The sequence below is a fragment of the Pseudomonadota bacterium genome (assembly GCA_038533575.1).
GTDB lineage: Bacteria > Pseudomonadota > Alphaproteobacteria > Rhodobacterales > Rhodobacteraceae > Shimia_B.
This window is the reverse complement of the sequence record JBCAYL010000003.1, coordinates 1-19,912: the sequence shown is the minus strand read 5'-3', so window position 1 is coordinate 19,912 and position 19,912 is coordinate 1. Positions and strand designations below refer to the sequence as shown.

Sequence of the window (19,912 nt, the reverse complement as noted above, 5' to 3'; positions counted from 1 at the left end):
GGGCTCCTCTAAAGGAACGTGGGGCGACCTAATCAGCCGCCCCATTGGTTCCTGACGTCTCGCGCCTTAACGCTTGTCGTCGCCCAGATCTTCGAAGTCGGCATCGACGATGTCCTCGTCCACGCCGCGGTCGCCATCGGCGGGCTCTTCGCCGTCACCGGCTTCAGCGCCCTCCTGGGAGGCCTTGTAGATCGCCTCGCCCAGCTTCATGGCGGCTTCTGTCACGTTCTGGATGCCGCCCTTGATCTTGCCGGCATCCTCGCCCTCGAGATCCTCCTTGAGCGCGGAGATCGCAAGCTCGATGGCCTCGATCGTGGACGGGTCCACCTTGTCGGAATGCTCTTCCATCGACTTTTCGGTCGAGTGGATGAGGCTCTCCGCCTGGTTCTTGGCTTCCACTAGCTCGCGGCGGCTCTTGTCCGCCTCGGCGTTTTCCTCGGCGTCCTTGACCATCTTCTCGATGTCGTCGTCGCTGAGGCCACCGGAGGCCTGGATGGTGATCTTCTGCTCCTTGCCGGTGCCCTTGTCCGCGGCGCCCACGGACACGATGCCGTTGGCGTCGATGTCGAAGGTTACCTCGATCTGCGGCACGCCACGTGGCGCGGGCGGGATATCCTCGAGGTTGAAGGCGCCGAGCATCTTGTTGTCGGATGCCATCTCACGCTCCCCCTGGAAAACCCGGATCGTCACGGCGTTCTGGTTGTCTTCCGCGGTGGAGAAGATCTGGCTCTTCTTCGTCGGGATCGTCGTGTTGCGGTCGATGAGGCGGGTGAACACGCCACCGAGCGTCTCGATGCCGAGCGAGAGCGGCGTCACGTCGAGGAGGACGACGTCCTTCACGTCACCTTGCAGCACGCCCGCCTGAATGGCCGCGCCCATGGCGACGACCTCGTCGGGGTTCACGCCCTTGTTCGGCTCTTTGCCGAAGAACTTCGTCACCTCTTCGATCACCTTGGGCATGCGCGTCATGCCGCCGACGAGCACGACCTCGTCGATCTCGCCGGTGGAGACGCCCGCATCCTTCAGCGCCGCCTTGCAGGGCGCGAGGGACTGCTTGATCAGGTCGCCCACGAGGCTCTCGAGCTTCGCGCGGGTGAGCTTGACCACCATGTGAAGCGGCGTGCCGGTCTTGCCGTCCATGGAGATAAACGGCTGGTTGATCTCGGTCTGCGACGAGGAGGAAAGCTCGATCTTCGCCTTCTCCGCCGCTTCCTTCAGGCGCTGGAGTGCCATCTTGTCTGCGGTGAGATCCACGCCGTGCTCTTTCTTGAACTCGTCGGCGAGGTAATTGACGATCCGCATGTCGAAGTCTTCACCGCCGAGGAACGTGTCGCCATTGGTGGATTTCACTTCGAAAAGGCCGTCGTCGATCTCGAGGATCGTCACGTCGAACGTGCCGCCGCCCAGGTCGTAGACCGCGATCGTCTGAGTGTCTTTCTTGTCGAGGCCATAGGCCAGCGCGGCTGCCGTCGGCTCGTTGATGATGCGGAGCACTTCGAGGCCCGCGATCTTGCCCGCGTCCTTCGTGGCCTGCCGCTGGGCGTCATTGAAATAGGCGGGGACGGTGATGACCGCCTGCTCGACCTTCTCGCCGAGATAGGACTCGGCTGTCTCTTTCATCTTCTGCAGGATGAAGGCGGAGATCTGCGAGGGAGAGTACTTCTCGTCCTTGGCCTCGACCCACGCGTCGCCGTTGCCGCCATTGATGACGTTGAACGGCATGTTCTTCTTGTCCTTGGCGAGATCCGCGTCGTCGAACCGGCGGCCGATGAGACGCTTGACGCCAAAAATGGTGTTCGTCGGGTTAGTGACGGCCTGGCGCTTGGCCGGCTGGCCCGTGAGGCGCTCGTCATCCGTAAAAGCGACGATGGAGGGCGTGGTGCGTGCGCCTTCCGAGTTTTCGATCACGCGGGGCTGGGAGCCGTCCATGATAGCCACGCAGCTGTTGGTCGTCCCGAGGTCGATACCGATGACTTTTGCCATGCTATTTCATCCCTTCCTGGCGATGCTTGATAGGGGCCCGCCTTGCGCGGCACCCGGTGTTCAAAAGGTTCAGAAGCGGCCAGTGGCCGCTCCGTTGTTGGGCTATATAGGAAGGTCACTGGAGCCCTGCAAGGAACCGTGAAGAGGCCGTGAGGAGAGAATGCAGCCACTGAGGGTAAAAGGTTTCGACGTCCACAAGGGCTGGCTCGACGCCCCGGCGCAGGCCGCGCTGGTGGAGGCGCTGCGCGGCGTGCTCCGCAAGGCGCCGCTGGTGCAACCGGTGACGCCGTCGGGCCGGCCGATGTCAGTGCGGATGTCGGCGGCCGGGCGCGTGGGCTGGATCACCGACCGACGCGGCTACAGGTACGCGCAAACACACCCCTCCGGCAGCGCCTGGCCTCCGATCCCCGACCCTGTCCTCGGCATCTGGAAGGGCGTCACCGGCCATGACCGCGTGCCCGATTGCTGTCTCATCAACTGGTACGGGGAGGGCGCGAAGATGGGTATGCACCAGGACCGCGACGAGGGCGATTTCGATTGGCCGGTGGTGTCGGTCTCCCTCGGCGACAGCGCGCTCTTCCGGATGGGCAACGTGGAGCGCGGCGGCAAGACGGAGAGCGTCTGGCTTGAGAGCGGCGATGTGGTCGTGATGGGCGGAGAGGCGCGGCTGGCCTTTCACGGGATCGACCGCGTGCGGCACGGCTCGTCCTCGCTCCTCCGCGATGGCGGGCGCATCAATCTGACGCTGCGCGTTGTGTCGGTCTGAGCGCCACGAATTTTTGCAAAAATTCGTGGGCCTGCCGGGGTTAACGGGCTCTTAAGGGGAATCGTCGCGTATGCGTCCATGCAATTTGGTGAAAAACCCATGGAGCTCTTCGGGGGCGACGAGGTGCCCGCTCAGGCGGGCCAAAAGCAGCCCTCGTATATCAGGGACCATCGCGCGCGGCTGCGCGCACGCTTCATGGCGGGCGGGTCTGACGCGCTGCCGGACTACGAGTTGCTCGAGCTTCTCCTCTTCCGCGCCATCCCGCGCCAGGACGTGAAGCCGCTGGCCCGCACGCTCCTCGACACCTTCGGCGATTTCAACCGCGTCGTCTCCGCTGACCCCGACCGCCTCGCCGCCGTCAAGGGCGCGGGCCAGGCCGTCATCACCGAGCTCAAGATCGTGGAGGCCGCCGCGCACAGGCTCGCCCGCGCGCGCGTCATGCAGCGGCCCGTGCTCTCAGGCTGGGCCGAGCTGCTGGATTACTGCCACACCGCCATGGCGCACCGTGCGACGGAGCAATTTCGCGTCCTCTACCTCGACAGAAAGAACGTCCTCATCGCGGACGAGGCGCAGGCGCGGGGCACCGTCGATCATGTGCCTGTCTACCCGCGCGAAGTGGTGAAGCGCGCCCTCGCGCTAGAGGCGTCCGCGCTCATCCTCGTGCACAATCACCCCTCGGGGGATCCGACGCCCTCGGAGGCTGACATTACGATGACCCACAAGGTGGCTCAGGCGGCAGAGGCACTGGGCATTACCCTCCACGACCACCTGATCATCGGGCAGAGCCGGGAGCTCAGCTTTCGATCGGAGGGGTATTTCTAGCGCGGCGCGCGACACGCGCCGGCGGATCAGAGGCGGGAGACCTTCAGGTCCGGCAGGACGTTGCGCAGCACGAGGAAGTCCCCGATCGCATCGCAATCCGGCACGGCCAGCATCAGGTCTACGATGCGGACGCCCTCGGTGCCGCCCATGCGGCCAAGGGTCTGCGCGGCCACGTCCGTGGCGCAGTTGGTGGCCGTGATTTCAGTTTCCACGCTCAGAGCCACGCCGCCGACCGTCTCGGTCGCGCTGCGCGGATAGGTATAGACCTGCGCGAAACGCGGCTCGGCAGTACGCGCGTCGCCCATCGTCAGGAGAAATCCACCCGCGCCCTGTGCCGCAAGCGCGGCAGAGCCGGGCGATTCTAGCCAGACATGGCCCACCTCGCCGTAGGTCGCGCCGGCTTCCAGCGCGTGAAGTTCGAAATCGGCTGCGCCATGCCACTGCACAACGACGCGGTCAAAGCCCGCGAGATCAGACACTGTCGCCGAGCCCACGGGGCCGGTGCCGTCCGCGAACTCCGCGATGAAGACCGCTTCTTCCGAGAGTGCCGGAGCGATCACGGTGGCCTTGCCCGCATCATCGGTACGCGCGGTAAACATCATGCCCTCGTGATGCACGGTGAAATCGGCGTTGGCCGCGCAGGGGGCGGAAAGCGAGAGCGCCACGAGCGCGGCATCCCGTGCGGCGGCTGTCATGGTCTGGGTGCAATCGGCCTCTGCCGGGGTCGCCGGGATCTCGAGCGAGACATCGGCGGAGGGCATGTCCATGGGCACCATGTCGAGCGACGGCGCCATCCCGTCAGCGGACGCGAAGGCCGCGCCCACGACCGGCGCGGCGCCGTTTTCCTTGATCTCGGCTGCCACGTCGATGAGCGCGCTGTCGCTCGCATCGAGCTTCGGCTCGGTAGGCATCTCGGGGATCTGGAGCGCTGCGGCGCTTACCGGGGCAGGGGCCATCGTGGCGGGCTGCATTTGCGTCAGGGCCGCGTCGGCCTCGCGCTGCTGCATGAAAAAGCCGACACCCATCGCGACAGCGAAGGTGCCACCGGCCATGGCCAGCTTGCGCGCCGTGTCGCCAAACTTGATCGATCCTGAAACACCCATTGCCGAACCCCCTTCGCGGTTAGCGTGGCGTTAAATTCGGTAACGATTCGGGCGCCGAAAGGACGGGCGAAGGGCGAAGGCGCGGAGTCTTTGCGCCGGGCTGCTGGCAGGAATCCGCCGAAATTGAGGCAGCGTCCCTCCAGCGCGGAGGCTCAGAAGCTGCCGTGGCAGTGCTTGAATTTCTTGCCGGACCCGCAGGGGCATTGATCGTTGCGCCCAGGATTGCCCCAAGTGCTCGGATCGCTCTCCACGAAGCCCGCCAACGGGCGGCCCGGCCCCACATCCTTGATGTTGGCCGCCGTTTCGCCTGTGGGCGCGGGGGCATCGAGCGTCGCGGCACCGGCGGCTGCGCCCGCTGCGGCCCCGGCCATGGCGGGCTCCCGCATTTGCTTTTGCTGCGCGTCCATGAGCGCCTTCTGGCGGGCCTGGAACTGCGCGACGAGCGCCTTCTGCTCTTCCTCGGTCATCGGCCGGGCATGGGCGAGCTGGCGCGTCACGTCCTCGCGGAGAGAATCGAGCAGCGATTCAAAGAGCTGGAACGCCTCTGACTTGTACTCGTTGAGCGGGTCCCGCTGGGCATAGCCCCGGAAGCCCACGACTGAGCGCAGATGCTCGAGCGTCAGCAGGTGCTCGCGCCATTTGCGGTCGATGGTCTGGAGCAGGAGCTGCTTTTCCACGTTGCGCATGGTGTCGGCGCCGAAATCGACGGCCTTCTTGGCCATCGCCTCGTCGGAGGCCTTTTCGAGCCGCTCGAGCATGACGTCGTCGTCGACGCCGTCCTCCTCGGCCCAGTCGATCACGGGCAGGTCGAGGCCGAGTTTCTCGATCACCTCGGCATAAAGCTTTTCCGTCTCCCACTGATCGGCATAGGAGCCTTTGGGCATGTGGAAGGAGACCATGTCTTCGATCACCTGGTGCCGCATGTCTGCCGTGATCTCGGAGAGGTCGTCGGCCTCCATGATCTCGAGGCGCTGGCCAAAGATGACCTTGCGCTGGTCGTTCATGACGTCATCGAATTTCAGAAGCTGCTTGCGGATGTCGAAATTGCGCCCTTCGACCTTCGCCTGGGCACGCTCGAGGCTCTTGTTCACCCAGGGGTGCACGATGGCTTCGCCGTCTTTCATGCCGAGGCCGTTCAAGACCTTCTCCAGCCGCTCGGAGCCGAAGATGCGCATTAGATCGTCATCGAGCGACAGGTAGAACGAACTGCGCCCCGGATCGCCCTGGCGGCCCGACCGGCCGCGCAACTGGTTGTCGATGCGGCGGCTCTCATGGCGCTCCGTAGCCAGAACGAACAGCCCGCCCGCGGCTTTCACCTGCTCCTCGGCCGCCTTCGTCTCTTCCTCGATGCGCGCGCGGATCGCGTCCACGTCGCCCTCGGGATCGGCGGCGATGGCCTCCATCACCTTGAATTCCACATTGCCGCCGAGTTTGATGTCGGTCCCGCGGCCGGCCATGTTGGTGGCGATGGTCACGGCACCGGGCTTGCCGGCATCGGCGATGATCTGTGCTTCCTGCTCGTGCTGGCGCGCGTTGAGGACGTTATGCGCGATCCCTTCCGCGTCGAGCATTTTTGAAAGCGTCTCGGATTTCTCGATAGAGGTCGTGCCCACGAGGACAGGCTGGCCGCGCTCGTTGGCCTCCTTGATCGCCTGCGCGATGGCGGCGAATTTCTCGGCCTGCGTGCGGTAGACCTGATCGTTCTCGTCAGCGCGGGCCACGGGGCGGTTCGTCGGCACCTCCACGACACCGAGGCCGTAGATCTGGCCGAATTCCTCTTCCTCGGTCTTGGCGGTGCCGGTCATGCCAGCGAGCTTGCCGTAGAGACGGAAGTAATTCTGGAAGGTGACGGAGGCGAGCGTCACGTTCTCGGGCTTGATGGAGACGCCTTCCTTGGCCTCGATGGCCTGATGCAGCCCGTCAGACAAGCGGCGGCCGGTCATCATGCGGCCAGTGAACTCGTCGATGAGCACAACGTCGTCACCGCGCACGATGTAGTCCTTGTCCTTCGTGAAGAGCTTGTGCGCGCGCAGGCCCTGGTTCACGTGGTGAACAATCGTGGTGCTTTCGGGATCGTAGAGCGATTGGTCCTCGGGCAAGATCCCGCGGGCGGAGAGCGTCTCTTCCAGCCACTCGTTGCCCTCGTCGGTGAAGGTGACCTGCCGGGTCTTTTCATCGAGGGTAAAGTGATCCTCGGCAATCTCGGGAATAACCCGGTCGATGGTGGTGTAGAGCTCGGAGCGGTCCTCGGCAGGGCCGGAGATCACGAGCGGGGTGCGCGCTTCGTCGATCAGGATCGAGTCCACCTCGTCCACGATGGCGAAGTTGTGCCCGCGCTGGCGCATGTTCTTGGTCTCGGTCTCCATGTTGTCGCGGAGATAGTCGAAGCCAAGCTCGTTGTTCGTGGCGTAGGTGATATCGGCGGCGTAGGCCTCGGCCTTTTCGCCATTCTCCTGGCTCGGGTAAACCGCGCCCGTCGTCATGCCCAGCGCGGCAAAGACCTTGCCCATCCATTCGGCATCGCGGCGCACGAGGTAATCGTTAACCGTGACGATGTGGACGCCCTTGCCCGACAGCGCATTCAGGTAGGCCGGGAAGGTCGCGACGAGCGTCTTGCCCTCACCGGTTTTCATCTCTGCAATGTTGCCCTGGTGCAGGAAGATGCCGCCCATGAGCTGGACGTCGAAGGCCCGCAGACCCAGCGCGCGGCGCGCGGCCTCGCGGCAATTGGCGAAGGCCTCGGGCAGTAGGCTGTCGAGGCTCTCGCCCTCTTTGGCGCGGGCCGAAAGCGCGGCGGTGCGCTCCTTCAGGCCCTCGTCGCTCAGCGCTTCGAATTCAGGCTCCAGCGCGTTGATCTTGTCCACGAGCGGGCGGACGCGCTTGACCTTGCGGTCATCCGCGGTGCCAAAAACCTTCTTCGAAATCGCACCTAAACCAAGCATGCACGCCTCTTTCGCCGTCTTCTTATTTGTGAGGGAGGTCCGCTTGCGCGCCCGGGGAATACCCGATTATTTGGCGTCAACGCCCAGGGCCGCGCAGAGCCCCCTCGGGACCACCTGCGATGTAAGGGTCGCACCAGAGCAAGTCAACGCCGCCCCCCGTTCACTACAGGCTTCTCACGGGGGTGTGGGCCGCGAAGAATCCATAGGAAAATGCATCACATGAAATCGCTTCTCTCCTCCGCCGCCTTCGTGCTTCTGGCGCTGCCGGCCCTCGCGCAAGAGGCCGGTCCGGACACCGTCGTGGCCACCGTCAACGGGCAGGACATCACCGTCACCCACGTGATCGATATCCGCCGCCAGCTGCCGCCGGAATACCAGGCGATCCCGGCCGCGCAGCTCTTCGAGGGGATCGTGGAGCAGCTCATCCAGCAGCGCGTGCTGGCCGCGCAGGTGACAGAGGAGCCCGCCTGGCTCGACGAGGCGGTGGAGAACACCCGCAGCGCGATCCTCGCGAGCCGGGTCCTGAGCACGCTCGGTCAGGTCGAGGTGACGGATGCCGATGTCGAGGCCGCCTACGAGGCCCAGTTCGGCGGCTTCGAGGGCGCAGTCGAATACAATGCCTCCCACATCCTCGTGGAGACCGAGGAGGAGGCCCAGGCCCTCATTGCCGAGCTCGGCTCCGGCGCCGCTTTCGCACAGCTCGCCATGGAATTCTCCACCGGGCCCTCGGGGCCCCGCGGGGGCGAGCTCGGCTGGTTTGGCGCGGGCATGATGGTCGCCCCCTTCCAGACCGCCGTGGAAGCGCTCGAGGTCGGCGGGGTCTCGGATCCGGTCGAGACACAGTTCGGCTGGCACGTCATCACCCTCAATGAGACCCGCACCGAGCCCGCGCCGGCCCTCGAGAGCGTGCGGGAGGACATCGTGGGGCAGCTCCAGAGCGACGCCCTCGCCGCAGAGCTCGACGCCCTCATCGCCGCGGCCGAGGTGAGCCGGGTCGAGGGGCTCGATCCGAACCTCCTCAATACCGTCGACGTGTTCGGGCAGTGAGCCTCGCCGTCTCGCCGCTCGCGCCCGCGGGCGGATTTCCTGAGATCGCGCCGGTCAGGGGCGTGCGCCTCGCCACGGCGGCGGCGGGCGTGCGCTACACCGGGCGCGACGACGTGATGCTCGGGGTGATGGACGCGGGCACGGCCGTGGCCGGGGTCTTCACCCGCTCCGCGACCCGCGCGGCCCCCGTCCTCGATTGCCAGGCCAAGATCGGCGGAGACTTGGTGGGCCCCGCCGCCTTTCTCGTCAACGCAGGCAACGCCAATGCCTTCACGGGAAAGGCCGGGGAGGGCAGCGTCACCGCGCTCTGCACGGCGGTGGCGGAGGCGACGGGCTGCGCGCCCGAGCGCGTCTTTACCGCCTCCACCGGCGTGATCGGCGAGCGGCTTCCCCACGCGCGCATCGCGGCCCGCATGGAGGCCCTCGCCGAGGGCCTCGGCACCGCGACCTTTGAGGCGGCGGCCCGCGCCATCGGCACAACGGACACCTTCGCCAAGGGCGCGACGGCCACGGCGGAAATTGGCGGCAAGAGGGTGACGGTTGCGGGCATCGCCAAGGGCTCGGGCATGATCGCGCCCGACATGGCGACGATGCTCGTCTACATCTTCACCGATGCCGCCCACGAGCCCGCCGCGCTGCAAGTGCTGCTGGCCGACCTCAACGACCAAACCTTCAACTGCATCACGGTCGACAGTGACACGTCGACCTCTGACACGCTTCTCCTCGCCGCCACGGGCGCGAGCGGCGTCGATGCAACGGGGCAAGAGGCGTTTCGCCACGCGCTTGCCGACGTGATGTTCGATCTCGCGATGCAGGTCGTGCGCGACGGCGAGGGGGCCACGAAACTCATTCAGGTCGAAGTCACTGGCGCGCGCACCCATGCGGACGCGAGAAAGGTCGCCTCCGCCATCGCCAACTCGCCCCTCGTGAAGACGGCCGTCGCCGGCGAAGACCCGAATTGGGGCCGCATCATCATGGCCATCGGCAAATCCGGCGCCGAAGTCGACCGCGACTTGATCCGCATCCATTTCGGGGACATCGAGGTGGCCCGCGAGGGCTGGGTCTCTCCCGACTACACGGAAGAGCAAGGCGCGGCCTACATGAAGAACGAGGAAATCCTGATCGGGGTCGATCTCGGCCTCGGGGCGGAAGCGGCATCCATGTGGACCTGCGATCTCACCCACGGCTACATCTCGATCAACGCGGACTATCGCTCGTGAAGATCATCCTCGTCTCGGCTGTGGCTCTCATCGACGTCGATGGCCGAGTTCTCCTGGCCCAGCGTCCGGAGGGCAAGAGCATGGCGGGTCTCTGGGAGTTCCCGGGCGGCAAGGTCGAACCAGGGGAAAGTCCCGAGGCCGCGCTCATCCGCGAACTCGACGAGGAACTCGGCATCGGCACCTGGGAGAGCTGCCTCGCGCCGCTCACCTTCGCTTCCCACGCCTACGAGGATTTCCACCTCCTAATGCCGCTCTTCGCCTGCCGGAAATGGGAGGGCACACCGCGATCCAAGGAGGGTCAGGCGCTCAAATGGGTGCGTGGCACGGAGCTTCGGAGCTATCCGATGCCCCCGGCCGATGTGCCCCTCGTGGCCATGCTGCGCGACTATCTCTGACCTTCGCGGTGGGCGCGCCTTCACAATTGTCTCAGATTTAGGGGAAATCGAAAGATTGCTGCCTATACTTTCCTCAAGATGAGAACACGCGCTGCCACGCGGGGGCTCATCAGGCTGCTTTTGGGGGAAGACATCATGATTAGGACGATCACAGTGGGCACCTGCGTTTCAATTCAGGGGACGTTCGTGCGCACGCTTGGAAACGGCCAGATCGAGGTGCGGGTGGATGGGCAGACCTATGTCGGTCGCCCCGTCGCGCGGACCTGAGACACGTCAAGACACCTGAATGCAAAACGGCGCCGTGGATCCCACGGCGCCGTTTCCTTTTGAGCTTTCGGAATGGTCAGTCGAGCGAGCGCTCGACCTCCTCGCGCTCGAAGATCTCGATGACGTCTTCCGCGCGGATGTCGTCGTAGTTCTCGAACGCCATGCCGCATTCCTGGCCGGACTGGACCTCGGCGACCTCATCCTTGAAGCGCTTGAGCGTCTTGAGCGTGCCTTCGTGGATAACGACGTTGTCGCGCAGTAGACGCACGCCCGCGGAACGGCGCGCGACGCCCTCGGTGACGAGGCAGCCCGCCACCTTGCCGACACCGGTGACCTTGAAGACTTCCTTGATCTCCGCGTAGCCGATGAACTTTTCGCGGATTTCGGCGGAGAGGAGGCCGGAGGCCGCCGCTTTCACATCGTCCACGAGGTCGTAGATCACCGAGTAGTAACGGATCTCGACACCCTTCTGGTTGGCTGTGTTGCGCGCGGAGGCATTTGCACGGACGTTGAAGCCCATAACCGGCGCGCCGGAGGCCTCGGCGAGGCCGATATCCGTCTCCGTGATGGCACCCACGCCGGAATGGAGCACGCGCACGCGCACCTCGTCGTTGCCAATCTTCTCCATCGCCTGAACGATGGCTTCGGCGGAGCCCTGCACGTCGGCCTTCACGAGGATGGGAAGCTCTTCCACATTCTCGTCTTCCTTGGCCTTCTGCATGAGCTGCTCGAGCGTCGTCGCGGCACCGGCGGCGGCGCGCTTGTCCTTGGCCGCCTGGCTCCGGTAATCGGCGATCTCGCGCGCCTCTGCCTCGGTCTTCACGACGTTGAGCACGTCACCGGCCTCGGGCGTCCCGTTGAGGCCCAGGACCTCCACCGGCACGGACGGGCCCGCTTCCTTCACGCGTTCGCCCTGGTCATTCACCAGCGCGCGCACCTTGCCCCACTGCTCGCCCACGACGAAGATATCGCCCTGCTTGAGCGTGCCGTTCTGCACGAGAACGGTGGCGACCGGGCCGCGGCCCACGTCGAGCTGCGCCTCGATGACGGCACCAGATGCAGCGCGCTCCGGGTTTGCCTTGAGCTCGAGGATCTCGGCTTGAAGCGCGATGGCCTCCAGAAGCGCGTCGAGACCCTGGCCCGATTGCGCGGAGACTTCCACGTCCTGCACCTCGCCCGACATTTGCTCCACGATCACCTCGTGCTGGAGGAGATCAGTGCGGACCTTCGTCGGGTCGGCGGCGGGCAGGTCGATCTTGTTGATCGCCACGATCATGGGGACTTGCGCGGCCTTCGCGTGATTGATGGCCTCGATCGTCTGCGGCATAACCGCGTCATCGGCGGCCACAACGAGCACCACGATATCGGTCACCTGCGCACCGCGGGCACGCATGGAGGTAAAGGCCGCGTGGCCCGGCGTATCGAGGAAGGTGAGCTTCTTGCCCGCCTGATCCACCTGGTAGGCGCCGATATGCTGCGTGATGCCGCCGGCCTCGCCTGCCACGACCCGTGCGTTACGGATCGCGTCGAGGAGTGATGTCTTGCCGTGGTCCACGTGGCCCATGATCGTGATGACCGGGGCGCGATCCTTGAGATCGGCTTCCTTGTCCTCGACCTGGTCGATGGCCTGCTCCACGTCGGCGTCGGAGACGCGCACGATCTTGTGCCCGAATTCCTCGACGATGAGCTCGGCGGTGTCCTGGTCGATGGTCTGGTTCTGCGTGACCATCATGCCCATCTGCATGAGCGATTTCACGACGTCGGGCACGCGCTCGGCCATGCGGTTGGCGAGCTCGGACACCAGAATGGCCTCTGGCACCTGCACGTCGCGCACGACCTTTTCGCGCTCGACCGTGCCGCCCATGGCCTTCTGCCGGGCGCGCTCCTGCTTGCGCTTCATCGCGGCCATGGAGCGTTGCCGCCCGCCTTCGCCACCGCGGAGCGCCTGGTTCAGCGTGAGCTTGCCGCCCCGGCGGCCGCCATCGTCGCGGCCCTTCTGCGGACGTTGCTCTTCCTGGCGACGGGGCGCGTCGCGCTCCTGCGTCTTGCGACCGGCGGATTTGCGGTCGTCGGCGGCGGGCGCCGGCGCGGGCTCGGCCGCGCGGCGGGCAGCCTCGGCGGCCTCGTTTTTCTTGCGCTCGTCTTCCTGAGCCTTGGCCTTGAGCGCTTCCTCGCGCTCTTTTTCCTCGCGCTCCTTGGCCTCAGCCTCGTCACGGCGGCGTTGCCGCTCCGCGGCGCGCTCTTCTTCCTCGGCCTTGCGCTTGGCAGCATCCTCGGCCTCGCGGGCCTTGGCGGCCTGAAGCGCCTTCATGCGGCGGTCCATCTCCGCATCCGAGATGCCCGAGGGGCGGCGCGAGGGATCCCCCGCCGGTGCGGCGCCGGTCGTCGGCTTCGGCGTGCCGGGCTTGGGGACGACCACGCGCTTGCGTTTCGTCTCCACCACCACGCTTTTCGTGCGGCCATGGCTGAAGCTTTGCTTCACGTTGCCGGGGCGGCCACCACGACCCCCACCCACACCGAGCGTCTTCTTGCCGTCATTATCGCTCATAAAGCGTTATTCCTTTCCAGCGCCGGATGCGCCGTTGCCTGAAGTATCGCGCAGGCCCTTCAGTTTCGCGGCTTCCTCTACAACACGTGCTGTGAGTCCACCAGCCAAGACTGCGCCATGTATCACACGGGTTCGCCCGAAGGCCATCCCCAGCTCATCCGCGCTCAAAATGCCGAACCAGCGCGCGCCCTCTGGAGTCCATAACTTGCCCTTGCCGCGTTCGGATCCATCCGCCGCCTGGAAGAGCGCCTTGACGTCCTGCGTGGCAAGCGCCGAGCGGACCTTCTCGAAGCCCGCGAGCGCAAGGCCCGCCTTGCGCGCCATGGCGAGGAGATCGACGACCCGGCGCGCCTGCTGCCGTTCAACCTCCGCCACCAGCCCCTCGGGGACGGCGACCTGCGCCTTCGCCCCCTTGGAGAAGATGCGCTTCTTGACCGCTTCTTCGAGCGTCGCGCGGTCCGCGCTCACATAGTACCCGCGCCCCGGGAGCTTGCCCAGCACATCGGGCACGACCTGGCGCTCGGGCCCGGTGACAAAACGGATGAGCCCCGCCTTGCCGCCCGTGTCTCCCGTGACAAGGCACCGGCGCTCCGGTGCCTCGCGGGTCTTTGCTGCGCCGCCTCTCGTCATGCGTGCCCTATGCGTCCGCCTCCTCGGCGGTGTCCTCGGCCTCGGATTGCTGGCTCACCATCTCTTCGGGATCGACCCAGCCGAGCAGCACGCGGGCGGTCATGACCATGTCCTGCGCTTCCTCCAGCGAGACGTCGAACTTCTCGAGAATGCCGTCATCCTTCACGCGCTCGCCGTCCACCGTGGTCCAACCGCCGGCCAGCTCCCAGTCGGCGCAGGTGGCGAAATCCTCGAGCGTCTTCACGCCGTCTTCCGCCAGCGCCTCGATCATCTGGGGGCTGAGCCCCTCGAAATCAATGAGCTGCTGCTCGACGCCAAGCGCCACCGCCCGTTCGAGCGCTTTCTTGTTCTGCTCGTCGATGTAGTCGCGGGCCCGGGCCTGAAGCTCCTGCGCGGTGCCTTCGTCCACACCGTCGATGACGAGAAGCTCGTCGAGCTCGACATAGGCCACCTCCTCAAGGTTTGTGAAGCCCTCGGAGACGAGGAGCTGCGCGAAGAACTCGTCGAGGTCGAGCGTGTCCATGAAGAGCTTCGTGCGCTCCTCGAACTCGGCCTGGCGGCGGCGGCTCTCCTCCTCCTCGGTCATGATGTCGATGTCGAGGCCTGTGAGCTGCGACGCGAGCCGCACGTTCTGACCGCGACGCCCGATGGCGAGGCTGAGCTGCTCTTCGGGCACGACGACCTCGATCCGCTCGGCCTCGTCGTCGAGAACGACCTTGGAGACCTCGGCGGGCTGGAGCGCGTTCACAAGGAAGGTAGGTTGGTCCTCGTTCCACGGGATGATGTCGATCTTCTCGCCCTGAAGCTCGTTGACGACCGCCTGAACGCGGGAGCCCCGCATGCCGACGCAAGCCCCCACGGGGTCGATGCCCGAATCGTAGGAGATCACGGCGATCTTGGCGCGCGAGCCGGGATCCCGGGCGCAGGCCTTGATCTCGATGATGCCGTCGTAGATCTCCGGCACCTCCATCTTGAAGAGCTCCATCATGAATTCCGGCGCGGTGCGCGAGAGGAAGATCTGCGGCCCGCGCTGCTCGCGGCGCACATCCTTGATGTAGCAGCGGATGCGATCGTTCGGACGGTAGGCCTCGCGGCCGATCTTCTCGTTGCGGCGGAGCGTCGCCTCGCCACGGCCCACATCCACGATGACGTTGCCGTATTCCTCGCGCTTGACGATGCCGTTGATAATCGTGCCCGCGCGGTCCTTGAATTCCTCGTACTGGCGATCGCGCTCGGCCTCGCGGACCTTCTGCAGGATCACCTGCTTGGCCGATTGCGCGGCGATGCGGCCCATCTCCACCGGCGGCACCTCGTCGATGAGCTCGTCGGTGATCTGCGGCTCGGGGCTCTGATCCACCCCCTCCATGAGGCCCTCTTCCAGCGGCAGCGGCTTGCGCAGGAAGATGCGGCGGACCTTGATCGTCTCGCTCTCTTCGGTCTCCGGATCGAAGAGCGTCTTGGTCCCGGAGATCACGAAGTACTCGTCGCCCTGCGCCTTCATCACGTCCTGCGCCTGGTCGGGCGTCATGTCGGACTGGAAGCTCTCGATATCGTCCTGTGGCGTGACCGTGCGGACACGGGTGAAGGTCGCGCGGCCGGTCTTGCGGTCGATCTTCACGCGGATATCCATCTCCGCGCCGTAGCGGGACTTCGCGGCGCGCGCGAGGCTCTCCTCCATCGCCTCGACCACGAGACCGGGGTCGATCATCTTCTCGCGTGCTACGGCCTCTGCCGTCTGCAGGAGCTCAAGCTGGTTTGCCGAAGTAATGGCCATCAGGAATCCTCCGTCCCGTCCACGATGCTTTCCACCGCATCGAATTGCTTTTCATCCACCTGACCCGCATCTTTGCGCCCTTTGAGGACGTCGCGGATCAATTCATCCGTCAGGACCAGCTTGGCATCGGCAAGCCAGTCAAATTTGAGCCCGATCGTGACGGCCTCGCCGGCCTCCTCGATCTCGATGAGAACCTCGTCCTCTTCCGTGCCCGCGAGCACGCCCTTGAAGCGGCGGCGCCCGTCGATGAGCTCTTCCGTCTCGATCTTGGCGACGTAGCCGTCCCAGAGATCGAAATCCTTGAGCCGCGTGAGCGGGCGGTCGATACCCGGCGAGGACACTTCGAGCGTGTAGGCATCGAGGATCGGATCCTCGACATCGAGCACGGCGCTCACCGCCGTGGAAATGTCGCCGCAATCATCCACCTCGATCGTGCCGTCGGGCTTCTGCGCCATGATCTGGAGGATCGGGGCCTTGCCGCCCTGCAAGCGCACGCGCACGAGCTCGAACCCCATCCCCTCGATGGTGGGCTCGATGATCTCTCGGATGCGCCGATCCATGGCTGCCTTGGCGATCATGTCCGCCATGCCTTGCCTCCAAAAACGAAAAAACGGGCCAGCGGGCCCGTTCGTGTCTGCCGGTGGAGCCTCGGGGGTGGAAGCCGAAGCGCCGCTGTCGAGATGCACATACGCCCGCCCTCCGCATTGTGCAAGGTCGCTTTTCACGGGCCCCGCGGCAGGGCAAGCTCCGCACCATGGCGAAAGCTTCCCACCCCGCGCGCTACCGCGCCCACGGTCTCCTCCGGCGGCTCGCGCGCATGACAGGGCTCGAGCTCCCGCAGTTCCTCGCAGCAGCCGGGCTGCCGCCGAGCCTCGCGGCCCATCCGCGCCCCTCGCTCACCGCGGCCCAGGTGGTCGCTGCCTGGGAGACGGCGGAGGCTTTGCTTCATGGGGGGCTGAGCCCCGATACGCTCCGGCTCGACCTGCGCACCCGCTTCAGCCCGGCGGCTTTCGCCCTTGCAGCTGCGCCCGATGTGGGCGCGGGCCTGCGCCGCTGGGCGGAGCTTGCGCGTTTCGCGCAGCCCGCGGCAGCGACGCTCGAGGGCACGGCGACGCTCCGCTTCTCCGGCGCGCCCGTGCTTCAGGCCGTGGCGCTGGTGCAGCTCCTCGACGCGCTGCGCATGGCCACCGCCCGCTGCCTCACGCCGCACCACCTCGCGCTTCCCGCTGCCCTGCCGCGCCGGGACGAGATCTGCGCCCATGCCGGGGTCGAGGCCAGCACCGAGGGAGAGGTGCGTCTCTCCTTCGCCGAGGCCGATCTCGGCCATGCCCATGTGGCGCCCGTGCAGGAAAGCTGGGAGGACCTCGACCTTTCGCCGCCGGTCTACGCGGCCGGCATCGCGCAGGAGGTGGGGCTGGCGCTGCCCGGCCTTCTCGCCGCCGGGCGGCCCGGGGCGGAGGCCGCAGCTGCGCGGCTCGGGCTCTCGAAGCGCACGCTGCAGCGCCGCCTGATGGAGGCAGGTCAGCCCTACCAAGCCGTTCTCTCCGCGACCCGCCAGAGGCTCGCGCAGCTCTATCTCGCCCAGCCCGGCCTCAGGATGGAGGAGGTCGCCCTCCTTCTTGGCTTCACGGATCCCAACAGCTTTTACCGCGCCTACCAGGGCTGGACAGGGACGACGCCCCGCGCATTTCGTGCTGCGTTCGCAAAATAATTGATGCGTCTGGGGAACCTTCCCGTGTGTCATAAGTTAAATTTGCAGAAATCGCGCAGGTGGCACGGTTCATGCAATTTCGAGAGCCCACCGTCCTGTGCCCGCACACCGTTGGTACTGGTCGATGAACCTCTCCGCACCCGAACTCGAAGACCAGATGCGCAAGCTCAACACGCTGAATGGTCATCTGACCTACCGCATCACGAAGCTCTCCAAGCTCCTCGAAGCCGAGGCCGCCATCCGGCTCCGTGACACCGGCACCAATCTCACCACCTACCGGATCATGCTTCTCGTCTCGATCTTCGAGGAGATCACCGTGAGCGACCTCGCCCGCCTCATGGTGATCGACCGCGCGCAGGTGAGCCGCCTCTCCACGGAGATGACCCGGCAGGGCCTGCTCACCTCGAAGCCCGACCGCACGAACAAGCTCAAGAAGCTCCTGATGCTCACCCCCGATGGGGAACAGCACTACGCCGAGCTGCGCGACAGGTTCGAAGATCGCGCCACCATCATTACCGAGCACGCCACCGAAGAGGAGCTCAACGTCCTCTGGAAGCTGGTGGACCGTGTGAGCCAGCATCTCTCCGACCGGATTGAACGCGCCACTTGAGCGCAGACGCAAAACGCCCCGCACGAAGCGGGGCGCTGCGATGATGTCGGGTGCGCCAGGAACGCACCCTTTGTTTTTTCAGGCTTACGCCATCCACCAGCGCTCGGCGATCCGGCTCGAGTCCATCTGCCAGAGGTTGCCGATGGTGCCGGAATTGGCGAGTTTGGAGGAATGCGCGTCCACGTAGTTGGCGTACATGGGCACGACCGTGCCGCCCTCTTCGGACATGATCTGTTGCATCTCCGTATAGATCGCCTCGCGACGGGAGCTGTCGAGCTCCGCGCGGCCGTCGAGCAGAAGCTCCTGGAAGCGGGCATTCTCCCACTGTGTGTCGTTCCACGGCACGCCGCTCTCGTAGGCGGTGGAGAACATCCAGTCCTCCGTCGCGCGGCCCGACCAGTAGCAGGCGCACCACGGCTTCTTGAGCCAGACGTTGGACCAGTAACCGTCCGCGGGCTCCTGCACGACCTCGATATTGATGCCCGCCTGGGCCGCGGAGGCCTGATAGAGCTGCGCGGCATCCACCGCGCCCGAGAAGGCCGCGTCAGAGGCCGAAAGCTGCACGGACACGTCCGAAAGCCCGGCATCGGCGAGGATCTGGCGTGCGCGGTCGGGATCGAACGGGTTCTGCGGAAGGTCGGCGGCGTAGTACTGGTTGGCCGGGCCGATCGGGTGGTCGTTGCCCACCGCACCGTGGCCGAGCAGGATCTTGTCCACCATTTCCTGGCGGTCGATCGCGAACTTCAGCGCCTGCCGCACCGCCATCTCGTCGAAGGGCGAGACATTGGTGAGCATAGGGAAGGTGTAGTGCTGGTTACCCGTCACCTCGAAGATCGAGATATTGGGGTTGGCGCGCATGAGCGGCTCGGTCTTGAAGTCCACGCGGTTCACGGCGTCGACCTGGCCGGTCATCAGCGCGTTCATCCGGGCGGAGCTGTCATTGATGGCCACGAACTCGATGGAGTCGAACCATCCCGCGGAGCCGTCCTTGTAGTGACCGTCCACGCGCGACACGACCGTGCGCACGCCAGGCTCGAAGGTGTCAACCTTGTAGAGACCCGTGCCGATGCCCTGGGCGATCGCTTCCTGCTCCTGACCGGCAGGATACATCAGCAGATGATAATCCGACATCAGGAAGGGGAAGTCCGCGTTGCCGGAGGCGAGCGTGAACTCCACCGTCAGGTCGTCGACCTTCTTCATCTCCGCGATGGCGGCGACGAGCGGGCGGGCGGCGGATTTCGCATCCTCGGCCACGTGCAGGTTGAGCGAGGCGATCACGTCATCGGCGCCAAAGGGCTTGCCATTGTGGAACGTGACGCCAGAGCGCAGCTTGAACGTCCAGGTGACTGCGTCCGCCGTGGCTTCCCAGCTTTCGGCGAGCTCGCCAACGAGGGTGCCGTCAGCGGCGACTTCCGTCAGGCAGTCGAACACGCAGCCATGGGCCGTGATGATCATGTAGCTGTCGGAATGCGTACGCCCGTCCCAGCTGTCGGAGGTGTTGGCGCCCGCGAGGCCGAAGCGGGCCGTCCCGCCGCGCTTGGGCCCGTGTCCATCGGCGCGCGCGCCGGTTGCGGCCAGCACACCGGCTGCAGCGCCGGTTTGCAGAAGGCCGCGACGTGAAAATCTGGTCATATTATTCTCCCTGTTGACCGTACCGCCCCATCTCTCCCGGGCGATTCTCATGACATCTTATCAACTGCCGCATCGCCGATGTTATCAACTCCGCGTTCGTTGAGCAGATTGGTGAGCCAGTCCGGATCCATCTCTGGGACCGAACTGAGCAGAAGATCGGTGTAGGGGTGGTGCGGGGGCGTGAACATGTCGTCTTTGGGCCCCTGCTCGACGACCTCACCGTCCTTCATGACGACAACCTCGTCTGCGATGGAGCGCACCGTGGCGAGATCGTGGGTGATGAACATGTAGCTGAGCTTGAGCTCATCCTGCAACTTGGCCAGCAACTTGAGGATCCCCTCGGCCACGAGCTGATCGAGCGCGGAGGTCACCTCGTCGCAGATGATGAAGCGTGGCTCGGCGGCCAGCGCGCGGGCGATGCCGATGCGCTGTTTCTGCCCGCCCGATAGCTCGGAGGGCAGG

General features: G+C 65.6%; 17 protein-coding genes. 8 read left to right on the top strand and 9 right to left on the bottom strand.

Translation table 11 applies throughout. The features are described from left to right. Positions 1 to 66 precede the first annotated feature (66 nt). The gene (dnaK, locus tag AAFM92_14035) at positions 67 to 1,983 is read right to left on the bottom strand and encodes a molecular chaperone DnaK (protein MEL7301498.1); all 1,917 of its coding nucleotides are present in this window, start codon (positions 1,981 to 1,983) and stop codon (positions 67 to 69) included. A gap of 160 nt (positions 1,984 to 2,143) precedes the next feature. On the opposite strand from dnaK, the gene AAFM92_14030 reads away from it, so the two are divergent. Together AAFM92_14030 and radC are read left to right on the top strand one after the other, a co-directional pair. After that, positions 2,144 to 2,749 carry an alpha-ketoglutarate-dependent dioxygenase AlkB gene (locus tag AAFM92_14030; protein MEL7301497.1) on the top strand — a complete coding sequence of 202 codons (606 nt, stop codon included), beginning with the start codon at positions 2,144 to 2,146 and terminating at the stop codon, positions 2,747 to 2,749. A 99-nt stretch (positions 2,750 to 2,848) separates the two neighbouring features. Next, positions 2,849 to 3,571, top strand: a complete 723-nt coding sequence (gene radC / locus AAFM92_14025) for a DNA repair protein RadC (GenBank protein ID MEL7301496.1) — start codon at positions 2,849 to 2,851, stop codon at positions 3,569 to 3,571. Between the two features lie 26 nt (positions 3,572 to 3,597). On the opposite strand, the gene AAFM92_14020 is transcribed toward radC, so the two are convergent. Both AAFM92_14020 and secA read right to left on the bottom strand, forming a co-directional pair. Then, positions 3,598 to 4,674: a hypothetical protein gene (locus AAFM92_14020; protein MEL7301495.1), complete on the bottom strand. Its 1,077-nt coding sequence runs from the start codon at positions 4,672 to 4,674 to the stop codon at positions 3,598 to 3,600. A gap of 152 nt (positions 4,675 to 4,826) precedes the next feature. After that, on the bottom strand, positions 4,827 to 7,616 hold the full coding sequence (gene secA, locus AAFM92_14015) for a preprotein translocase subunit SecA (GenBank protein MEL7301494.1): 2,790 nt from the start codon (positions 7,614 to 7,616) through the stop codon (positions 4,827 to 4,829). A 219-nt stretch (positions 7,617 to 7,835) separates the two neighbouring features. Between secA and AAFM92_14010 the strand changes: the two genes are divergently transcribed. From AAFM92_14010 to AAFM92_13995, 4 genes are all read left to right on the top strand, one after another. Next, on the top strand, positions 7,836 to 8,663 hold the full coding sequence (locus tag AAFM92_14010) for a peptidylprolyl isomerase (GenBank protein MEL7301493.1): 828 nt from the start codon (positions 7,836 to 7,838) through the stop codon (positions 8,661 to 8,663). Continuing rightward, the gene (gene argJ / locus AAFM92_14005; GenBank protein MEL7301492.1) at positions 8,660 to 9,883 is read left to right on the top strand and encodes a bifunctional glutamate N-acetyltransferase/amino-acid acetyltransferase ArgJ; all 1,224 of its coding nucleotides are present in this window, start codon (positions 8,660 to 8,662) and stop codon (positions 9,881 to 9,883) included. Before AAFM92_14010 ends, argJ begins: the two co-directional genes overlap by 4 nt. Next, complete coding sequence (locus AAFM92_14000; protein MEL7301491.1) at positions 9,880 to 10,278, top strand: (deoxy)nucleoside triphosphate pyrophosphohydrolase; 399 nt, start codon at positions 9,880 to 9,882, stop codon at positions 10,276 to 10,278. Before argJ ends, AAFM92_14000 begins: the two co-directional genes overlap by 4 nt. Positions 10,279 to 10,413: 135 nt before the next feature. Continuing rightward, entirely contained in the window at positions 10,414 to 10,545 is a 132-nt protein-coding gene (locus AAFM92_13995) for a hypothetical protein (protein MEL7301490.1), read from the top strand. A gap of 76 nt (positions 10,546 to 10,621) precedes the next feature. Here the strand turns inward: AAFM92_13995 and infB are convergent, their stop codons facing one another. Genes infB through rimP form a run of 4 tightly spaced genes read right to left on the bottom strand, consistent with a single transcriptional unit; the run spans position 10,622 to position 16,084 of the window. Beyond that, positions 10,622 to 13,093, bottom strand: coding sequence for a translation initiation factor IF-2 (infB, locus tag AAFM92_13990; GenBank protein ID MEL7301489.1), 2,472 nt, complete (start codon positions 13,091 to 13,093; stop codon positions 10,622 to 10,624). A 6-nt stretch (positions 13,094 to 13,099) separates the two neighbouring features. After that, positions 13,100 to 13,723, bottom strand: coding sequence for an RNA-binding protein (locus AAFM92_13985; GenBank protein MEL7301488.1), 624 nt, complete (start codon positions 13,721 to 13,723; stop codon positions 13,100 to 13,102). 7 nt (positions 13,724 to 13,730) lie between these two features. Next, positions 13,731 to 15,497: a transcription termination factor NusA gene (gene nusA, locus AAFM92_13980; protein ID MEL7301487.1), complete on the bottom strand. Its 1,767-nt coding sequence runs from the start codon at positions 15,495 to 15,497 to the stop codon at positions 13,731 to 13,733. After that, entirely contained in the window at positions 15,497 to 16,084 is a 588-nt protein-coding gene (rimP, locus tag AAFM92_13975) for a ribosome maturation factor RimP (GenBank protein MEL7301486.1), read from the bottom strand. Before rimP ends, nusA begins: the two co-directional genes overlap by 1 nt. 167 nt (positions 16,085 to 16,251) lie before the next feature. On the opposite strand from rimP, the gene AAFM92_13970 reads away from it, so the two are divergent. Together AAFM92_13970 and AAFM92_13965 are read left to right on the top strand one after the other, a co-directional pair. Next, entirely contained in the window at positions 16,252 to 17,208 is a 957-nt protein-coding gene (locus AAFM92_13970; protein ID MEL7301485.1) for a helix-turn-helix transcriptional regulator, read from the top strand. A 124-nt stretch (positions 17,209 to 17,332) separates the two neighbouring features. Then, complete coding sequence (locus AAFM92_13965) at positions 17,333 to 17,818, top strand: MarR family transcriptional regulator (protein MEL7301484.1); 486 nt, start codon at positions 17,333 to 17,335, stop codon at positions 17,816 to 17,818. Between the two features lie 84 nt (positions 17,819 to 17,902). On the opposite strand, the gene AAFM92_13960 is transcribed toward AAFM92_13965, so the two are convergent. Together AAFM92_13960 and AAFM92_13955 are read right to left on the bottom strand one after the other, a co-directional pair. Then, positions 17,903 to 19,450 carry an ABC transporter substrate-binding protein gene (locus AAFM92_13960; GenBank protein MEL7301483.1) on the bottom strand — a complete coding sequence of 516 codons (1,548 nt, stop codon included), beginning with the start codon at positions 19,448 to 19,450 and terminating at the stop codon, positions 17,903 to 17,905. Between the two features lie 47 nt (positions 19,451 to 19,497). Then, positions 19,498 to 19,912, bottom strand: a 415-nt coding sequence (locus AAFM92_13955) for an ATP-binding cassette domain-containing protein (GenBank protein ID MEL7301482.1), incomplete at its 5' end; no start/stop codon positions are given.

Coding starts and splice junctions, on each gene's coding strand:
- secA (MEL7301494.1), bottom strand. CDS start 7,616: ATGCTTGGTTTAGGTGCGATTTCGAAGAAGGTTTTTGGCACCGCGGAT.
- rimP (MEL7301486.1), bottom strand. CDS start 16,084: ATGGCGGACATGATCGCCAAGGCAGCCATGGATCGGCGCATCCGAGAG.
- infB (MEL7301489.1), bottom strand. CDS start 13,093: ATGAGCGATAATGACGGCAAGAAGACGCTCGGTGTGGGTGGGGGTCGT.
- radC (MEL7301496.1), top strand. CDS start 2,849: ATGGAGCTCTTCGGGGGCGACGAGGTGCCCGCTCAGGCGGGCCAAAAG.
- dnaK (MEL7301498.1), bottom strand. CDS start 1,983: ATGGCAAAAGTCATCGGTATCGACCTCGGGACGACCAACAGCTGCGTG.
- AAFM92_14030 (MEL7301497.1), top strand. CDS start 2,144: ATGCAGCCACTGAGGGTAAAAGGTTTCGACGTCCACAAGGGCTGGCTC.
- AAFM92_13985 (MEL7301488.1), bottom strand. CDS start 13,723: ATGACGAGAGGCGGCGCAGCAAAGACCCGCGAGGCACCGGAGCGCCGG.
- nusA (MEL7301487.1), bottom strand. CDS start 15,497: ATGGCCATTACTTCGGCAAACCAGCTTGAGCTCCTGCAGACGGCAGAG.
- AAFM92_14010 (MEL7301493.1), top strand. CDS start 7,836: ATGAAATCGCTTCTCTCCTCCGCCGCCTTCGTGCTTCTGGCGCTGCCG.
- AAFM92_13995 (MEL7301490.1), top strand. CDS start 10,414: ATGATTAGGACGATCACAGTGGGCACCTGCGTTTCAATTCAGGGGACG.
- AAFM92_14020 (MEL7301495.1), bottom strand. CDS start 4,674: ATGGGTGTTTCAGGATCGATCAAGTTTGGCGACACGGCGCGCAAGCTG.
- AAFM92_13965 (MEL7301484.1), top strand. CDS start 17,333: ATGAACCTCTCCGCACCCGAACTCGAAGACCAGATGCGCAAGCTCAAC.
- AAFM92_13960 (MEL7301483.1), bottom strand. CDS start 19,450: ATGACCAGATTTTCACGTCGCGGCCTTCTGCAAACCGGCGCTGCAGCC.
- AAFM92_13970 (MEL7301485.1), top strand. CDS start 16,252: ATGGCGAAAGCTTCCCACCCCGCGCGCTACCGCGCCCACGGTCTCCTC.